Origin of the sequence: Chryseobacterium sp. S0630, from assembly GCF_024158915.1 — a bacterium.
Taxonomy (GTDB): domain Bacteria; phylum Bacteroidota; class Bacteroidia; order Flavobacteriales; family Weeksellaceae; genus Chryseobacterium.
The window spans coordinates 93,573-109,989 of the sequence record NZ_JAMZGF010000005.1 but is presented as its reverse complement, the minus strand read 5'-3'; the positions used below and the strand labels follow the sequence as shown (position 1 = coordinate 109,989).

Sequence of the window (16,417 nt, the reverse complement as noted above, 5' to 3'; positions counted from 1 at the left end):
GTTGAATTGAAATCAAGATTTGTTATGAGAAAACTATATGCTATCGTATGTTTAGCTCTTTTGTCAAATGCATACAAAGCACAAGAATCACTACCATACTATCAGCAATATCTTTTGGATGGTGAGTTCCTGTTCAACCCAGCTCAATACGGAAAAACAGATTACGTACAGCTCAACGCCAATTATCAACAACAATTTTCAAAATTCAGTAATTCTCCCAATGTTCAGTCAATCGGGATGAATGCGAATATCTTTGATAGAGTAGGTGCTGGTATTTCCGTGTTCAGAGACAGTAACGGACCGATCTCTGCGGGTGGTATCACGGCTGGTGCTTCATATTTTATTCCACTGAGTAGTGAAGGAGACAGAAAAGACCAGTTCTCTTTCGGTACAAGTGTTAACTTCTATAACATGAATTTTGATTATTCAAAAATCAATACTGAAGAAGGTGGTGACCCATTATTAAGAGGTGAAGAAAGTAATATCTTTATGGTATATGCAAACTTCGGTTTGGCTGCTACCTACAGAGGTTTATTCGGGGGTGTTTCCGTAAATGATATCGCATTAAGTAATGATGCTTCTATCGTAAACAACTACGAGCCTTCTCCAATTAAATTCTTCTTAAATTTAGGATACAACTGGAACATTGCTGACAACATTACATTAGCACCTTCAGCATTGATTAACCTTAATACAAACTCAACGAGAATGGTCGACTGGAACTTGATGGCGACATTCTCTAATGATATCAACGCATTCTCTTTCGGGGTAAGCTACAGAACGGTTCAGAACAGATTTGACAATCAGAACCTGAGTATCTCTCCAATTGTAAAAGTAAGATTCAACAAATTCATGATCGGAGCTACTTATAACCTTGGATTGTCTGACATCCAGAGCTATGGAGGAAACAGCTTCATGATTGGTCTGGGGTATAACTTCGACAACTTCATTAATGCTAGAGGATTTAGATACTAATTAATTTAATTTAAATAAATTTGAGCTCTGAAATTTTTCAGAGCTTTTTTTATGATATATATTCACATTCCGTTCTGTAAACAAAAATGCAGTTATTGTAACTTTCATTTTTCAACATCCCTGAATTTCAAGGATGAAATGCTTCGTGCCATGAAAACTGAAATACTATTAAGAAAAGATGAGTTACAGAATAAAAATCTGAAATCCCTGTATTTTGGAGGTGGAACTCCTTCTATTCTCTCAGTGGATGAGATCCGTTCTTTAATAGATGATGTTCTGAAATATTTCAGTTTTGAAAAAGATATTGAAGTCACTCTGGAAGCCAATCCCGATGATTTGGATAAAAACTTTTTAAAACAACTGGTAGGAACACCTGTAAACCGACTTTCTATTGGAACTCAAAGCTTTTTTGAAGAAGATCTGAAACTGATGAACAGAGCTCACAGTGCTTCCGAAGCAGAAAGTTCCATCAAACGGGCACAGGATTTTGGCTTTGAAAACCTGAGTATTGACCTGATCTATGGTTCACCCACTTCCAATCTTGAAATCTGGAAAGAAAACCTGAATAAGACAATTGCTTTAGAAGTTCCTCATATTTCATCTTATGCATTGACGGTTGAGCCTAAAACAGCTTTGGAAAACTGGATTTCAAAAGGGAAAATAAAAAGTCCCAAAGAAGAAGAGCAAAACAAAGAATTCTATTATCTCTCCAACTTTTTAAAAGACAATGGTTTTGAACATTACGAAGTGTCTAATTTTGCCAAACCTGGTTTCTACTCACGACACAATTCTGCCTATTGGAAATACAATGAATATCTTGGAATAGGACCATCAGCACATTCCTATAACGGATTTGATGTCAGAAGCTGGAATGTAGCCAATAATCAGCAGTACATTAAAAAACTGAATGATAAACTTCTTGCCAAAGAGGAAGAAATCCTTTCTCAGGAAGATCAGTTTAATGAAATGATTATGATTGGTTTGCGTACCATTTGGGGCGTTGATCTGGAAAGTTTAAAAACTAAATTTTCAGAGAGAATGTTAGAACACTTTCAGAGAGAAACTAAATCTAAAATAGAGGAAGGTATTTTGATCATAGAGAACGATCATTTAAAAATTCCTGAAAAACATTGGTTTATGGCAGACGGAATTGCTTCGGATTTGTTTATTGTATAATAGCTGGATGTATACAGGATGCCATAAAATTCACTATTTTTGTATAAAATTTCAACTCATTTGAAAACGAAAAAACAAGATTATTCACATCTTTCACCAAGCCAGCCTATCGGAATTTTCGACAGCGGGGTAGGAGGTCTTACCGTTGCCAAAGAAATTAAAAGACTTCTTCCTAACGAAGATCTGATCTATTTTGGAGATACAAAGCATCTTCCATACGGAGAAAAATCCAAGGATGCGATTATTGAATATTCTACAAAGATTACCAATTTTCTGCTGGAGCAGAATTGCAAAGCCATTGTTATTGCCTGTAATACGGCAACTGCGAATGCTTTGAATGAGGTCATGCAGTCTGTTGCAGGAAAAGTTCCGGTCATAGATGTTATTAATCCTGTTGCTGAAAAAGTTTCTTACGAAATCCATAATAATGTAGGAGTAATTGCTACCAAAGCAACTGTGAATTCAGGGCTTTACAAAAAGAGCATCCGAAAACATAATAAATGGATCAAAGTAGACGAATTGGCAACACCATTATTGGTTCCTGCCATTGAAGAAGGTTTTAAAAATCATCCGATTACTCATGCTATTATTTATAATTATTTAAGTAATAATAAATTAAAGAATATCGAAACGTTGATTCTGGGTTGTACTCATTATCCTCTTTTAATTGATGAAATCAAGCAGTACTACGGAAACAGAGTACGTGTAATAGACTCTCCGAATATTGTGGCCAATCACCTGAAGATCATTTTGGATAAGTATAACCTCCTAAATGATCACAATTCAAAACCGAATTATCATTTCTATCTTTCGGATATTACCAAGAATTTCGAGAAAATTTCAAAGAAGTTCTTCGGAAAAACAATTGATTTAGAATTGAAAGTATTATAAATAAAAAAGTCTGCCTCTCTATTGAAGCAGACTTTTTATTTGTGTTCTTTGTGAAATAGTTTGTGAAATTCGTGTTTAAAATTATGCCTCCACAATTACCTTTTCAGCATCCAGTCTTTTCTTAGGATTGAATTTAGGCTGATTGGCATCTGCTTCATCTCTTTCCCCGATGGCTACAGCAAATAAAGTTTCATATTTTTCATTATTCAGAACAGCGTCATATCCTTCAGGTTCAATTCCCTCCATTGGCGTAGAATCTATTCCCATTGCTGCACATGCAGACAAAAGTACTCCTAATGATAAATAGACCTGATGGCCAAGCCATGATTTTATGGCATCTTCTCCTTTAGGTTTTACCATAGTCCGGTAATAATTAACAGAACCTTCCGGAAGATTTTCTTCAATTTGCTTTTCAAAGTTTTCTATATTTTTGATCACCTGAAAGACAATAATATGGCTGCTGTCCAACACTTTTTCTTTATTGAAATAAGACTTCTCCCCTAATTGCCTTTTCAGTTCCGGATCATTCACAAAGATAAAATTCCATGGCTGGCTGTTAATGGATGAAGGACTTAAATTTAAAATCTCCTGAAGTGTTGCAATTTGTTCTTCACTGATTTTTCCCTGTGGGTTATACTTTTTTACAGTATACCTGTTTTTCATTTGGTCTAAAAAGTTCATAATTTTATACTATCATTTTTATAGTTACAAAAGTAATTTAAGTTTCTTAACTTTGCAATAACGGTAAAAAATGATAGTATAAAAATGTATACAATAGATAATAAATCGTATCCCTGCTGTACCAGTGTGACAATGAAATTTATAGGAGGGAAGTGGAAAGCAGTAATTTTACACCATCTTATTGGTGGAGCTAAGCGTTATAACGAGATAAGAAAATCCATTCCTACCATTACGGAAAGAACGTTGAGTTTACAGCTAAAACAATTGGAAGAAGACGGAATTGTAGACAGAAAAGTTTTTACGGAAAAACCTCCTTTAGTGGTAGAATATGAATTGACAGACTTTGGAAAGACACTTTTACCCGTGTTAGAAGCTATAACAAAATGGGGTGAAGAATCTCCCGTAATATCAAAAAAAATAATCAGGAATTAAAGTTCCTGATTATCTTCTTTATTTGGTTCAAAAAAACTGAAACTTACGTTTCCGTATTTTCGGGTATCTATTAAATTAGGATGTTCAAGCTTCATACGGCTTTGGTGCTCTACAATAAGAATTCCGTTTTCTTTCAGGTATTTATTGTTTAAAACCAGAGAAATCAGCTCGTGGTATTTTTTCTCTTCCATTTCAAAAGGAGCATCAGAAAAAACAATTTCGAACGATTTTTTATTTCTGAATTTTTTTAACCAGTCAAAAACATCACCTCTCTGTACATTGATCTGAAGTGCCATGTCAAGCTCAGAAGCAGTGGAGTTGATAAATGCGGTATGCTTTGGATTCAATTCCACAGACGTTACATTCTGGCATCCTCTGGAAGCAAATTCAAAGGTAATAGAGCCAATTCCTGCAAAAAGATCAAGCACGGAAATCGACTGCATATCGTATTTGTTTTCCAGAATGCTGAATAAAGCCTCTTTCGCAAAATCGGTTGTAGGTCTTACTTCAAAGTTTTTAGGAGCGGCAATTTTTTTGGCTTTCCATTTGCCTGATATGATTCTGAACATATTTTTTGTTAGGGTTTAGGTTGTAGATTATAGGGAGCAGGTGACTATTACCTGCGGCCTGCAACCTAGTTAAGTATAAAATTCTTGTTGGGAATATTGTCAAAAACAATTTTCAGGTTTTTAACAAATTTCTGAAGTTCGGAAATAAACGTTTCATTTTCCGTAGTTTCTCCATAAGCATAAAAGGTGGTTTCATTGATTCCGAAACCGATCTTGCTCAATGTAAACATAATGAAGTAAAGGAAATCTACTTCAGAATTCACATCCAGATTATTATAAAGAATGATTTTTTTATTATCAATCGCAAAAAACTCACACTGATTATGATACAGATTGATGTGAATTTCTTTACCTGCTTTATTATTGACAGAACTTAGAAACTTTTCTCCGGAGAAATTAAAATGAGCCGGTATCGCCAGTTCCTTTATTTTTTTATAGTAATTTTTCGGGAAAGTATAATAAAACTGAATGTTGAATTTCTTGTTGATAGAAAGCATCAGTTCTTCCTTTTCTCTGTCTGTGGGAGCGTTGAAAGCAATCAGGTCAAATCCTGCATCATGCTCGGAAAAACCTTCCGGCATCAGGGTGAAGTGATTCAATGCTGAAATCACATGGATTTCTTCATAGCGCTGCTTAATAAGAACCTCGTCCAGCTTTTGTTCAATAAGATTGGCTGGTGTCTCTTCAGTAACGAAATAAGACTTTTCCTCCAGAATGTTTTTGTTTTTAACAATCTGGCAAATCAATCCGTCTTTGGTAAAAAGTAAATTAAGTACGTTCATATTTCAATTCCTGCAAATTTAGTGAAATTCTACCATTACCGCACCCGATTGATGGTGAAGTATTTCCTTATTATAAAAATCAATATTGACCTGGCTTTCCAATACATCCCGAACCATCCTCTGCAAAGTCCCGTCACCAATGCCGTGAACAATTTCCAGTCTCTTCAGGTTGTTTTTTCTGCAAAACTCAATCACTTCAATCAGTTTTTCCTTTTGAATAAACAATCTTTCAAAACTGTCATAATCATTGGGATTCTTTACCAAATTATGAAAATGCAGGTCTAAAACCAAATGATTTTTCTGATGTTTCTTAGAAATATTTTTTTTAGGTTCCGCTTTTCTTACGACTCTGATATTTTCATAAAGATCAGCATCTTTAGGAACCAGTTTTTCTTTAGGGTATTGATGAGTAAAACCATATTCATCTTTAAAAACGACAATATTTCCCTTCACGGAAGTAATTACTCCGTTTAAATCTTCATCTACTACCGAAACCTTATCGCCGATCTTCATAATTTTTAAGACTTATCTGAACCCAATATTTCTGCAAAGGTAGAAAGTAAAATGGATGAACACAAACTCTCAAATTCTCAAACCCTCTCACCCCGTCAGGCTCTTGGTCCCAGTTCAATGACCTCCAGATCTTTGATTTCCTCACCGTCTACCACAAAGCGCATCATAGTTCTCACTTTATGCCAGCCCTGTTTACCGCAAGCTCCCGGGTTAAGATGAAGAAGGCTGTTTTTCTCGTCATACATTGCTTTTAAAATATGAGAGTGTCCTGAAATAAATAATTTCGGAGCTTTTTCTGCAATTTCTTTTTTTGTAAGTGGAGTATATTTTCCCGGATAACCTCCGATATGGATCATCAAAACTTCCAGTTTTTCACAAAAGAAACGGTTCACTTCCGGAAATTCAGCCTGAATTTTAGCATCATCAATGTTTCCGTAAACACCCTTCAGTGGTTTTATTTTTTCAAGCTGTTCAATCACATCCAGACTTCCGAAATCTCCGCAATGCCATACTTCATCAGCCTGAGAAGCATATTCCAGAATTCGGTCATCAATATAAGAATGAGAGTCGGAGAGGAGAAGAACTTTTGTCATTATCTAAGGGTTCTTTCAGTAATGTTTTCGTTGTATTTATCTTTGAAAATGGCTACACGGTCGGGATTCAGTGCTCCGTCATGATTAATGACTCTTTCTTTCAATAACCATTTCACCAGCTTTTCCATCCCTTTTTTAGAATTCATAAAATTGGCAATTTTACCGATATCAGTAGATTCTACCTTTACCTTTTCTGTCAGAAAATTCAGGATAAAATAATCATCACTTACATAACTTGGCGTTTCATTATCCATATATCTGTAAAGAAGAACTTCCTCATCATCTTTCATGGAGAAAAATGAATATTGTGCTACATTGATCTTTTCAGCTTTCAGGATCTGTTTTCCATCCAGTAAAACTTTATCGTCTTTGATGGTTACATCCTGAGAGAAGTATAAATTACAGCTTATCATCAATAAGAAGAAAGTCAATAATCTGTTAACTGTCATTTTACTATTTTTTTAAGACTGCAAATATAAAGAAGCTTTTATCAATTCACAGGAGATCCTAATCAGTAATATTTTTTGTTTTTCTGATAGAATCCATTTTCTTTTCAATATCTGCGCTGAAAACCTTTTTCAGTTTCAGTTGATTCTCTGTAAGCTTTGAAATAACAAAAGTACCGGTCATATTGGTATTAGAAGGGAAAACTAACGTCACTGTAGAATCTGAAGCTTTTTTCCAGCTCCCGATATAACGGTCTGGCTTTTCATTTTTTTTATTTACAGGTTCTTCCAGGGTATCATATCTTAAGGTAGATTTAATCAGATTTCCTGTGATTTTTCCATTTTTCTGAAATCTTATTCCTTCTCTTCTTGCTTCAAAACCATCCTGTTTTTCATAGGTATAAATATAGGTGTCCATTTTACTGAGATTCCAGGTCTGTAAAAGTAAAGGATTGGAAGTTCTGTCCTGGGCTTTGATACCACTGATTGCGAAAAGAGAGAAAATACAGATACAAATAGGCTTTTTCATGAATACTGCTGATTTATCGTAAAGTTTTAGCACGGCTAAAATTAGCATGCGTAATATTTAGTAAATTTGGGAAAATTAAAATAAACAATGAAACGTAAACTTTCTTTTTTCATTTTTCTTTTGACCGTTGGATTGGCCAATGCGCAGGTGGAAGAAAAAAAACTGGATGAACTGATCCAAAATACCCTGAAAACCTTTGATGTACCGGGAATGTCGGTAGGAATTGTGAAAGATGGAAAAATGATCTATTCCAAAGGGTTTGGTGTACGTTCTCTTACAACAAAGCAGCCGATGGATGACAATACGCTAGTAGGGATTGCTTCCAACTCAAAAGGCTTTACCTGTACAGCATTAGCCATCTTAGCAGATGAAGGAAAACTGAACTGGGATGATAAAGTTTCAAAATATATTCCTGAGTTTCAAATGTATGATCCTTACGTTTCTCAGAATGTAACGATCAAAGATCTTATCACTCACAGAGCTGGATTAGGACTTGGACAGGGAGATCTAATGTTTTTTCCGGAAGGAGGAAATTTAACTGTTAATGATATCGTTCACAATGTGAGATACCTGAAACCGGAGAATCCTTTCAGAACAAAATTAGATTATAACAATATCATGTTTATTGTGGCCGGAGAAGTCATTCACAGAGTTTCCGGATTAAGCTGGGCAGAGTTTATTGAGCAAAGAATTATGAAACCTGTAGGCATGACTTCAAGTTTCGGAAGCTACAACAGAGCAAAAGCTACAGCAAACAAAATTGACGCACACGCTCCGGTAGACGGAAAAGCAATTGCTGTTCCTCATGACTGGAATGAGACAGGCAATGCAGCTGGAGGAATCATGAGTAATATCAAAGATATGACAACCTGGGCAGAATGTCTTTTAAATAACTTCACTACAAAAGATGGTAAAAAGCTGGTTTCTGATAAGAATGTACAACAGTTATGGAGCTTGCAAATTCCAGATAGAGTGGCTGCAAAAAATCCATATGATACAAGTTTTTACGGATATGGTTTAGGATGGTTTCTGAGTGATGTAAAAGGGCATAAGCAAGTACAACATACCGGTGGTTTGATTGGAACGGTTACACAGTTTACTTTAATTCCTGATATGAAGTTGGGAATTGTAGTCTTGACAAATCAGCAATCAGGAGCAGCCTTCAACACGATTACCAATACCGTGAAAGATTCTTATCTTGGGGTTACCGACAGAAACTGGCTGAAAACCTATGGTGACAGAATGTCTAAAATGGAAGCTGAATTCAACAAACAGAAGAAAGATGCTTTTGCAAAGTCTGAAGCCTTCAAAAAAGAAAAAGCGCTGCAACCAAAAGCAGAGCAGTTCACAGGAACGTATAACGATGTTTGGTTTGGTGATGTAGACATTGCCCAGCAGGGAAATACCTACAGAATTTCATGTAAAAATTCACCAAGATTAAAAGGAGAATTGCTTCCTTATTCCAATAATTCTTTCATCATCAAATGGGACGACAGAAGTTATGATGCGGATGCCTACATTATTTTCAGCTATGATGAAAACGGAAAAGCAGAATCTGCAAAATTGAAAGCGATCTCTGATGTGACGGATTTCAGTTTTGATTTTGATGATCTGGATTTGAAAAGAAAGTAAAAGATAAAATCTTAGAAAAATATTAAAAAGAATGGGCTTCGGTCTGTTCTTTTTTGTTTGTTAACTACGAATGCCACTAATTTATTCACAGATAACACTGATTTTAATAATGATTGAAAATTAGAACTGATATAATTTAATAGGAAACGGGCTTTAGCTGAAGATAACCACCCCGTCAAAAAATAAATTTTTTGCCACCCCTCCGGTGGAGGGGAATAAGCAGTCGGTAAAAGATATATTGGTTTATTGCACAAGATTCAGGTCCTGATTTGCTAAAGTAAGCTCTGTGTTAAGATGTTGCTTTTCAAAGAAATTTTTTAGTTCAAGTAATCTTTTTTTATTGTTGTAATGTATGCTTGAATTCAATTTTCTTTGGCATAACGAACAGGCTCTGGCAAGATGATAATCAGTTTCAGTTAATGAATTGGTTCCATTCATCACGCAATTAGCATTCAGACAATGGCTGATTCCAAACATGTGACCAATTTCATGTGAACTGATTTTTATTAATCTTAGAAGACTTTCATTAAAATTAGAATCAGTTAAATGACCACCTGCAAATCTGTACATCGAAGTTACTCCTACACCATTTTCATAAGAAGCCAGTCCGAAAACATAGTTCCACTCCGGTTTTGGGAAAAGATCTTTTTCGGTAATTCCCATCAGTACTACAGCGTCTTTTGGTTTTCTTTTGATCAGAATGCTGTCCAGTACATATCCTGCAAGAATCTGTTCATTCCCTTCTTTTGAAATTCTTTTGACATTGCTGGGGAAAATACTGTTTGATAAAACAGGAAGTACTTTTGTCTCCAGCTGATAATAGTTTTTCAAATATTGTTGAGTAAGTGTTATTTCTTTTTTCTGAAGTTCATCAAATTTCCCGATGGGCTGAAGATAAATAGTGTTTTTTCCAGATACAGGTTTTATCTTTTTTAATTTTTGAAAATCTTCAAATGTCTGGAAATGCTCATCATGATTATACCGCCAGCTTCCGGGTTTTGGAGAAGAGGAAAGTTTGATATCATTCAGTGCAATAGATTCATAGTAACTTTTCTTCTGTTTCTGGCAAGAGAAAAGAAGCGTAATTATTGTGACATAAAAAAATAGAAAAGTGAAATTATATTTTCCCTGGTTCATAAAAGAAAAGAAGTTTCTTTTTAGCACCGTCGAATTCTGCCCAGGATTCACAGTCTACTTCAAAACCGGCAACTCCGCAAGTGGGAAAATGGAAAATATCCTCAGAAATGGAATTGGCAAAATTGGAAATTCCATTATTGTGAGAGAAGAAGGCAACTGAATTCAGGTTGTCATCCAGATCATAAATTACAGATTCAAAGCTTCTTTCCGAAGGGTTATATAGTTTTTCATCAGTAGAACATTTCAGCTGATAGGCCTGATTAAAGATTTTACAGGTATTCAGTGCACGAACCGCAGGGCTCGATACAAAATGGTCTATAGAAATATTATTGCTTTTCAGGAATCTGGACATGTGCATAGCATCCTCCAAACCTTTGTCTGCCAAAGGTCTGTCAAAGTCCTCCGTTTCCTCCGGCCAGTCGCTTTTTGCATGTCTAACGAGGATGAGTTTCTTCATATAATTGTTTTTTGGAAGATTAAAATTATAAAAAAAATAATGGAATAAAACATGATTTATATAAAAAAACTGCGTTATGAATAAAATCAGTAAATTTTACTAAATTTGCAAACTTATGGGACAAATCCTTGCAATAGACTACGGAAAGGCTCGTTGTGGCATCGCTGCAACCGATGATATGCAGATTATAGCCAGTGGGCTGGAGACTGTAGAGAACCGTTCTTTAATGGAATTTTTGAAAAAATATTTCAATGAAAACAAGGTAGATGAAGTGGTAGTTGGGCTTCCCATAGATTTGAAAGGAAATGTTTCTGAAGTGGAAACCGATATTTTAAAATTCATAGAAGAATTTAAAAAAGAATTTTCCGATATTGCAGTTCATCGTTTTGATGAAAGGTTTACCTCCAAAATGGCTTCATTTTTTATTTCCCAAAGTGGAAAAAACAAGAAAAAGAGGCAGGAAAAAGGATTAATAGATAAAGTAAGTGCAACAATCATATTGCAGAATTTTTTAGAACAAAGATTAAGATGATATTACCGATAAGAGCTTTTGGGGATCCTGTTTTGAGAAAAGTAGGAAAAGATATAGACAAAGATTATCCCGAATTACAGGAACTGATAGATAACATGTTCGAAACCATGTACAGCGCAAATGGCATAGGTCTTGCAGCGCCACAGATTGGTTTGGATATCCGTCTGTTTGTAATAGATGTGACGCCTCTTGCAGAAGATGAGGATTATGAAGATATTAAAGATGAGTTGGCAGAGTTCAAAAAAGTTTTCATCAATGCCCAGATTCTTGAAGAATCAGGGGAAGAATGGAAGTTCAATGAGGGTTGTCTTTCTATCCCGGATGTAAGAGAAGATGTGAAAAGAAAAGGAACAATCGTTATTGAATATTATGACGAAAATTTTGTGAAACATACAGAAACTTTTTCCGATATTAGAGCCCGCGTAATTCAGCATGAATATGACCACATTGAAGGAGTTCTGTTTACCGATCACCTGAGCGCTCTGAAGAAGAAACTCGTAAAAGGTAAGCTGACTAAAATCTCTCAGGGTGACGTGAACATCGGTTACAAAATGAGATTTCCAAAATAATTAAATAAGGATTAAAACGAATAATAAAAAGCAAAAAGCTAGTGCTGATTGCAGAATTTACAAAAAATAAAATTATGCTGTTAGAAAAAATAATTTCAATTTCTGGAAAACCAGGACTTTTCAAATTAGTTTCTCAATTAAGAAACGGATTCATCATTGAAGATGTTACCAACAAGAAAAAAGTAAGCATTGGAAACTCAAGCCAGGTAAGTTTATTGGACAATATTGCCATGTTTACATTTGAGAAAGAAGTTCCTTTGTTTGAAGTATTTGAAAATATTGCTAAGAACAACGACTATAAGGAAACAATTTCTCACAAATCTTCTGATGCAGATTTGAAAGATTTTATGCTGGAATCACTTCCTAACTATGATACAGAAAGAGTATATTCTTCTGACATCAAGAAATTGGCTCAGTGGTACAACATCCTTCATAAAGCAGGATATATCACTCCGGATAGCTTTGTAAAAGCAGAGCCTGAAACTTTGGAAGGTGAATCAGCTGAAGAAGTAAGCATTGAAAAAGAAGCTAAAAAAGCTCCAAAAGCAGAAAAACCAGCTGCTCCAAAAGTAAAAGCTACTTCCGCTGCAAAATCAGCTCCTAAGAGTACACACAGAAAACAAGGATAATTCATTTTTGAATTAAAAATACAAAACCTTGTCTGGAATTTCCGGACAAGGTTTTTTGTTTTTTCAGACAAAAGATAATTGTGTGCTAATATTCCAAACCTAACAGGTTTCGAAAATCTGTTAGGTTTATATATCGAATCTATCCGAATTCTGCTCTCCGCAACTTTTACTTCCAACGTTTGTAATGATGTCCGAATATCCCTTACATTTGTATGAGATTGAATTTCCCATTATTTATGAATACGAAACAAGAGAAACTGGACGCCTTCGGAAGATTACTGGATATTATGGATGATTTGCGTGAAAAATGTCCGTGGGATCAGAAACAGACATTACAATCACTTCGCCATCTTACCCTTGAAGAAACCTACGAGCTTTCAGATGCTATTTTACAGGAAGATTTACAGGAAGTAAAAAAAGAACTGGGTGATGTTCTGCTTCATCTGGTTTTTTATGCTAAAATAGGTTCTGAAAAAGAAAGTTTTGATATCGCAGATGTGATTAATTCCCTGAATGAAAAGCTGATTTTCCGTCATCCTCATATCTATGGAGATGTTGAAGTGAAAGATGAAGAAGAAGTGAAACAGAACTGGGAAAAATTAAAATTAAAAGAAGGGAACAAATCTATTTTGGGTGGAGTTCCGAAAAGCCTGCCAAGTTTAGTGAAAGCCTACAGAATCCAGGACAAGGTGAAGGGAATAGGTTTTGAGTTTCATGATGCAGAAGATGCATGGAAAAAAGTAGATGAAGAGATTCAGGAGTTCCATGCGGAGACGGATTTGGATAAAAAAGAACAGGAACTTGGCGACGTTTTTTTCTCTTTGATTAATTATGCAAGAATTTCAGGTATTAATCCGGATTCTGCGTTGGAAAGAACCAATCTTAAGTTTATTTCAAGATTTCAAAAGATGGAAGGACTTGCCGAAGATCAGGATTTAAAACTGGCAGATATGTCTCTGGAAGAAATGGATGTTCTTTGGGAAAAGGCAAAAAAACTTTCATAGTTGCCGATTGGAACAATTAATGCTTCTTATATTCAGTTAAAAAAATAAAAAATAAATATGTTACGCTTTCTTATTTTACCCGCCTTGCTTTTATTGAGCTGCAATCCAAAAGCTCAGAATTCTCCCACTAACGAGGATGAATTGAAAGTTCAGTTTACCTTACCTAAAAAGTTGAAGGAAGTTTCCGGAATTACTTTATCAAAGGATAAGAAAACAATCTGGGCGATAGAAGACAGAGGAAATAAAAATGCAATATACGGGCTGAGTGATAAAGGCGATATGCTGGCAAAAATACCGGTAGAAAATGCTGAAAATACAGACTGGGAAGATATTATATCTGATCCTCAGGGAAATATTTATATCGGAGATTTTGGAAATAATGACAATAACAGGCAGGATCTGGCGATTTTAAAAACAGATTTAAAAGATACCAAACAAATTGCTGCCAAGGTTGTTCAGACAACTAAATTCCATTATCAGGGACAGACGGAGTTTCCTCCAAAAAAATCAAATCTTTTGTATGACTGTGAAGCTTTTGTTGAAAAGGATGGTAATTTTTACTTATTCACCAAAAACAGAAGCAAAGGTTTTGACGGAACTTTCCTTGTATTCCAGGTACCCAATAAAGAAGGTGATTTTGAAGCGAAGTTAATAGGAACATTAAAACTTAATGGAGGGTATAATGATGCAGCTATTACCTCTGCTACCATCAACAGTACAAAAGATAAAATTGTATTGCTTACCCATAAAAATGTACACGTTCTTACTGGATTTACAGCAGACAATTTCAGTGCTGCAAAAATTCAGAAAATCCCTTTGAATCATAATTCCCAAAAAGAAGCTATGGTATTCTTTGATGATAAAACGCTAATGATTGCCGATGAGAAAGGGAAGAATGAAGGTGGAAATGTGTATACTTTTTCTTTAAATTAAATTATATATTTATAAAAAATAAACTAACCAACCATGAAAAAATTACTTTACCTTTCACTTGCATTAAGTCTGTTTTCATGCAGCAGTAGTGATGATACTCCAGCAGACACTCCACCGCCTCCGGTTATACAGACAGAAAAAGCGTACACATATTGTTCAGATGGTGCTGGAACCCTTAATCCTAAAGAGTTTTATGAATTTACCTTTGAAAATGATAAGTTAACTAATATTAAAGGCAGGTTTTATCCAATATATGTACAATTTGAAAATTTGTTTTTTGCTGATCATATCACTAAATTATCTTATACTAATAATAAAGTAGTTGTAAGTCAATTGGAGGAGGCAAATGCTGTAGGGCATAACGAATATCATTATACAATGGATAATAATAGACTTTCAAAGAAAGAACATTATTATGTAAATAATAGTACTGGCACAAGTTCTCTATCTTTTGCAAAAACTTATACTTATGAACAGGATAAATTAAAAAGTGCCCATTTGGTATTTCCTGGTCCTGGAAACTACGAATATTTCACAACCTATTATTATGATAACAGCAGCAATCTTACTAAAAGCGAGTTTTTGGAAAGAATAAATGGAGTAGATAATAAGATGACCACCACTATATATTCTGATTTTGATAGTGCAGCTAATCCATTTAAAAAACTTTATCTGATCAATGATACTTTTTTTGAGAAAAGTTTATCCGTTAATAATTTCAGAAAAAAAGAAACTACTGTTGTAAACTTAGTTCTTAGTATTCCTCCAAAAACATCAATAAAAACATGGAACTATAAATACGATGCCAATGGGCAAATATTATTATACTTTCCAGTACCATAAATGAATAAATAAAACCCCACAGAGAAATCTGTGGGGTTTTTAAATATATGAAATGTTAATGAAGTGATTGACGTTTGTATTGTTTACGGAGTCAGATACGAAATATGAATATTTCCGCTTGATAATCTGAAATCCTGAGTATAACGGCAGCGTATCCTAAAGGTTTCTCCTGTATCAAAAAAGTTAATGGAGGAAAGATTATGATTTAATCCTGTAGTACGCTCTCCATGGCCTGTAGAGATACCCGCAAGCGTTGTAAGTGTAGGGGAAACTTTTTGTATGTATGAATTAGCTGTTCCTGCAGTTTGCCCTGATGGATTTAAATTAAGATCATAGGTAGCATAAGGAACAATATTGTAAAATCCAGGTTTTACTACAGTGAAAAGCCCCGTTGTAGAATTGTACGTTAAATAAGCATTATCAATCTTATTACTCACATTGAAAACATAGGTTTGCGAATAGCTTTCATGAGTGTTCACCGGTGTAGAATGCGTTCCTGTATAGCTTCCACTTGCAGGGCTGATATTTGTTTTGTTTCCCACATAAACCACCTTTAGAAAGTTTTCAGATTCAATCGTTTTCCAAACCGGAGCATTTCCCGCTCCGTTGGACATTAAGACCTCGCCTTTGTTTCCTGAATTTCCCTTTGTTCTGTCATCTCCGCCTACATTCAGATCTTTAACTACCTGAAGAGAACCATTTACATGCAGAGTATGTTGTGGAGTTGGAGTTTTAATCCCTATCTGTGCATTTAAGTGTATGAACATGACAAATAATGCCATATACAGTAGCTTTTTTTTCATCATTTGTTGATTTTTTGTTGCCACAAATATAAAATGTTTTTAAAATGTCTATTTTTTAAGGAATTGATAATCATATTGAACTATGTCTGGTTTTGACTTATATAGCTGAAAATATGGCCTTTATTTAAAAGCCATATTTATTTTATCAGTAAAAAGTGTGAGTTGAAAATTTGAATTATTAAATTTTATTAAAATTGAAATTTTTTCAAATTTTTAATTTTAAATAGTTTAATATATTGTTAAACAGTGTTTTATGTTAAATTTTTGACTGCGGTACTCATTTCAAAAATG

The 16,417-nt window shown here is 34.7% G+C and carries 21 protein-coding genes; 11 read left to right on the top strand and 10 right to left on the bottom strand.

Annotation, left to right across the window (positions count from 1 at the left end; all coding sequences use genetic code 11):
• The first annotated feature begins 24 nt into the window (after window positions 1-24).
• The 3 genes from NK356_RS03805 to murI are packed head-to-tail and all read left to right on the top strand — an operon-like array spanning window position 25 to window position 3,042.
• A complete protein-coding gene (locus NK356_RS03805) occupies window positions 25-975 on the top strand; it encodes a PorP/SprF family type IX secretion system membrane protein (RefSeq protein WP_034693352.1) in 951 nt (316 codons plus the stop codon).
• Between the two features lie 51 nt (window positions 976-1,026).
• A complete protein-coding gene (gene hemW, locus NK356_RS03800; protein ID WP_253316284.1) occupies window positions 1,027-2,151 on the top strand; it encodes a radical SAM family heme chaperone HemW in 1,125 nt (374 codons plus the stop codon).
• Window positions 2,152-2,211: 60 nt separating this feature from the next.
• Window positions 2,212-3,042: a glutamate racemase gene (gene murI / locus NK356_RS03795; protein WP_034693761.1), complete on the top strand. Its 831-nt coding sequence runs from the start codon at window positions 2,212-2,214 to the stop codon at window positions 3,040-3,042.
• 81 nt (window positions 3,043-3,123) lie between these two features.
• On the opposite strand, the gene NK356_RS03790 is transcribed toward murI, so the two are convergent.
• On the bottom strand, window positions 3,124-3,723 hold the full coding sequence (locus NK356_RS03790) for a nitroreductase family protein (protein ID WP_253316283.1): 600 nt from the start codon (window positions 3,721-3,723) through the stop codon (window positions 3,124-3,126).
• An 84-nt stretch (window positions 3,724-3,807) separates the two neighbouring features.
• Here NK356_RS03790 and NK356_RS03785 point away from each other — a divergent pair, with 84 nt between their 5' ends.
• Entirely contained in the window at window positions 3,808-4,155 is a 348-nt protein-coding gene (locus NK356_RS03785) for a helix-turn-helix domain-containing protein (RefSeq protein ID WP_034693356.1), read from the top strand.
• On the opposite strand, the gene NK356_RS03780 is transcribed toward NK356_RS03785, so the two are convergent.
• From NK356_RS03780 to NK356_RS03755, 6 genes are all read right to left on the bottom strand, one after another.
• Complete coding sequence (locus NK356_RS03780) at window positions 4,152-4,724, bottom strand: RsmD family RNA methyltransferase (protein ID WP_034693359.1); 573 nt, start codon at window positions 4,722-4,724, stop codon at window positions 4,152-4,154. The two genes, NK356_RS03785 and NK356_RS03780, sit on opposite strands and share 4 nt — an antisense overlap.
• Window positions 4,725-4,789: 65 nt before the next feature.
• The gene (locus tag NK356_RS03775; RefSeq protein WP_253316282.1) at window positions 4,790-5,506 is read right to left on the bottom strand and encodes a DUF3822 family protein; all 717 of its coding nucleotides are present in this window, start codon (window positions 5,504-5,506) and stop codon (window positions 4,790-4,792) included.
• Window positions 5,507-5,524: 18 nt separating this feature from the next.
• Window positions 5,525-6,019, bottom strand: a complete 495-nt coding sequence (locus NK356_RS03770; RefSeq protein ID WP_253316281.1) for a Smr/MutS family protein — start codon at window positions 6,017-6,019, stop codon at window positions 5,525-5,527.
• A 95-nt stretch (window positions 6,020-6,114) separates the two neighbouring features.
• Window positions 6,115-6,612, bottom strand: coding sequence for a metallophosphoesterase (locus tag NK356_RS03765; protein WP_034693364.1), 498 nt, complete (start codon window positions 6,610-6,612; stop codon window positions 6,115-6,117).
• A complete protein-coding gene (locus NK356_RS03760; RefSeq protein ID WP_034693367.1) occupies window positions 6,612-7,061 on the bottom strand; it encodes a hypothetical protein in 450 nt (149 codons plus the stop codon). The genes NK356_RS03765 and NK356_RS03760 overlap by 1 nt, the downstream gene beginning before the upstream one ends.
• A 58-nt stretch (window positions 7,062-7,119) precedes the next feature.
• Complete coding sequence (locus tag NK356_RS03755) at window positions 7,120-7,587, bottom strand: hypothetical protein (RefSeq protein ID WP_156106394.1); 468 nt, start codon at window positions 7,585-7,587, stop codon at window positions 7,120-7,122.
• A gap of 87 nt (window positions 7,588-7,674) precedes the next feature.
• On the opposite strand from NK356_RS03755, the gene NK356_RS03750 reads away from it, so the two are divergent.
• The gene (locus NK356_RS03750) at window positions 7,675-9,219 is read left to right on the top strand and encodes a serine hydrolase (protein ID WP_253316280.1); all 1,545 of its coding nucleotides are present in this window, start codon (window positions 7,675-7,677) and stop codon (window positions 9,217-9,219) included.
• A gap of 243 nt (window positions 9,220-9,462) precedes the next feature.
• Here the strand turns inward: NK356_RS03750 and NK356_RS03745 are convergent, their stop codons facing one another.
• Together NK356_RS03745 and NK356_RS03740 are read right to left on the bottom strand one after the other, a co-directional pair.
• Window positions 9,463-10,356: an archaemetzincin gene (locus NK356_RS03745; RefSeq protein WP_253316279.1), complete on the bottom strand. Its 894-nt coding sequence runs from the start codon at window positions 10,354-10,356 to the stop codon at window positions 9,463-9,465.
• Complete coding sequence (locus NK356_RS03740) at window positions 10,337-10,813, bottom strand: histidine phosphatase family protein (RefSeq protein ID WP_034693375.1); 477 nt, start codon at window positions 10,811-10,813, stop codon at window positions 10,337-10,339. The genes NK356_RS03745 and NK356_RS03740 overlap by 20 nt, the downstream gene beginning before the upstream one ends.
• A 115-nt stretch (window positions 10,814-10,928) precedes the next feature.
• Here NK356_RS03740 and ruvX point away from each other — a divergent pair, with 115 nt between their 5' ends.
• The 6 genes from ruvX (at window position 10,929) to NK356_RS03710 (ending at window position 15,323) form a co-directional block, all read left to right on the top strand.
• A complete protein-coding gene (ruvX, locus tag NK356_RS03735; protein ID WP_149388524.1) occupies window positions 10,929-11,345 on the top strand; it encodes a Holliday junction resolvase RuvX in 417 nt (138 codons plus the stop codon).
• Window positions 11,342-11,914 carry a peptide deformylase gene (def, locus tag NK356_RS03730; protein ID WP_034693378.1) on the top strand — a complete coding sequence of 191 codons (573 nt, stop codon included), beginning with the start codon at window positions 11,342-11,344 and terminating at the stop codon, window positions 11,912-11,914. The genes ruvX and def overlap by 4 nt, the downstream gene beginning before the upstream one ends.
• Before the next feature lie 74 nt (window positions 11,915-11,988).
• Window positions 11,989-12,543: a DUF5606 domain-containing protein gene (locus NK356_RS03725; RefSeq protein ID WP_253316278.1), complete on the top strand. Its 555-nt coding sequence runs from the start codon at window positions 11,989-11,991 to the stop codon at window positions 12,541-12,543.
• Window positions 12,544-12,779: 236 nt separating this feature from the next.
• Complete coding sequence (mazG, locus tag NK356_RS03720; protein ID WP_034693382.1) at window positions 12,780-13,547, top strand: nucleoside triphosphate pyrophosphohydrolase; 768 nt, start codon at window positions 12,780-12,782, stop codon at window positions 13,545-13,547.
• A gap of 57 nt (window positions 13,548-13,604) precedes the next feature.
• Window positions 13,605-14,480 carry an SdiA-regulated domain-containing protein gene (locus NK356_RS03715; protein WP_253316277.1) on the top strand — a complete coding sequence of 292 codons (876 nt, stop codon included), beginning with the start codon at window positions 13,605-13,607 and terminating at the stop codon, window positions 14,478-14,480.
• Between the two features lie 33 nt (window positions 14,481-14,513).
• Window positions 14,514-15,323 (top strand): hypothetical protein, encoded by an 810-nt coding sequence (locus tag NK356_RS03710; protein ID WP_253316276.1) that lies wholly within the window; start codon window positions 14,514-14,516, stop codon window positions 15,321-15,323.
• A gap of 83 nt (window positions 15,324-15,406) precedes the next feature.
• Here the strand turns inward: NK356_RS03710 and NK356_RS03705 are convergent, their stop codons facing one another.
• On the bottom strand, window positions 15,407-16,129 hold the full coding sequence (locus NK356_RS03705; protein WP_253316275.1) for a hypothetical protein: 723 nt from the start codon (window positions 16,127-16,129) through the stop codon (window positions 15,407-15,409).
• Window positions 16,130-16,417 lie beyond the last annotated feature (288 nt).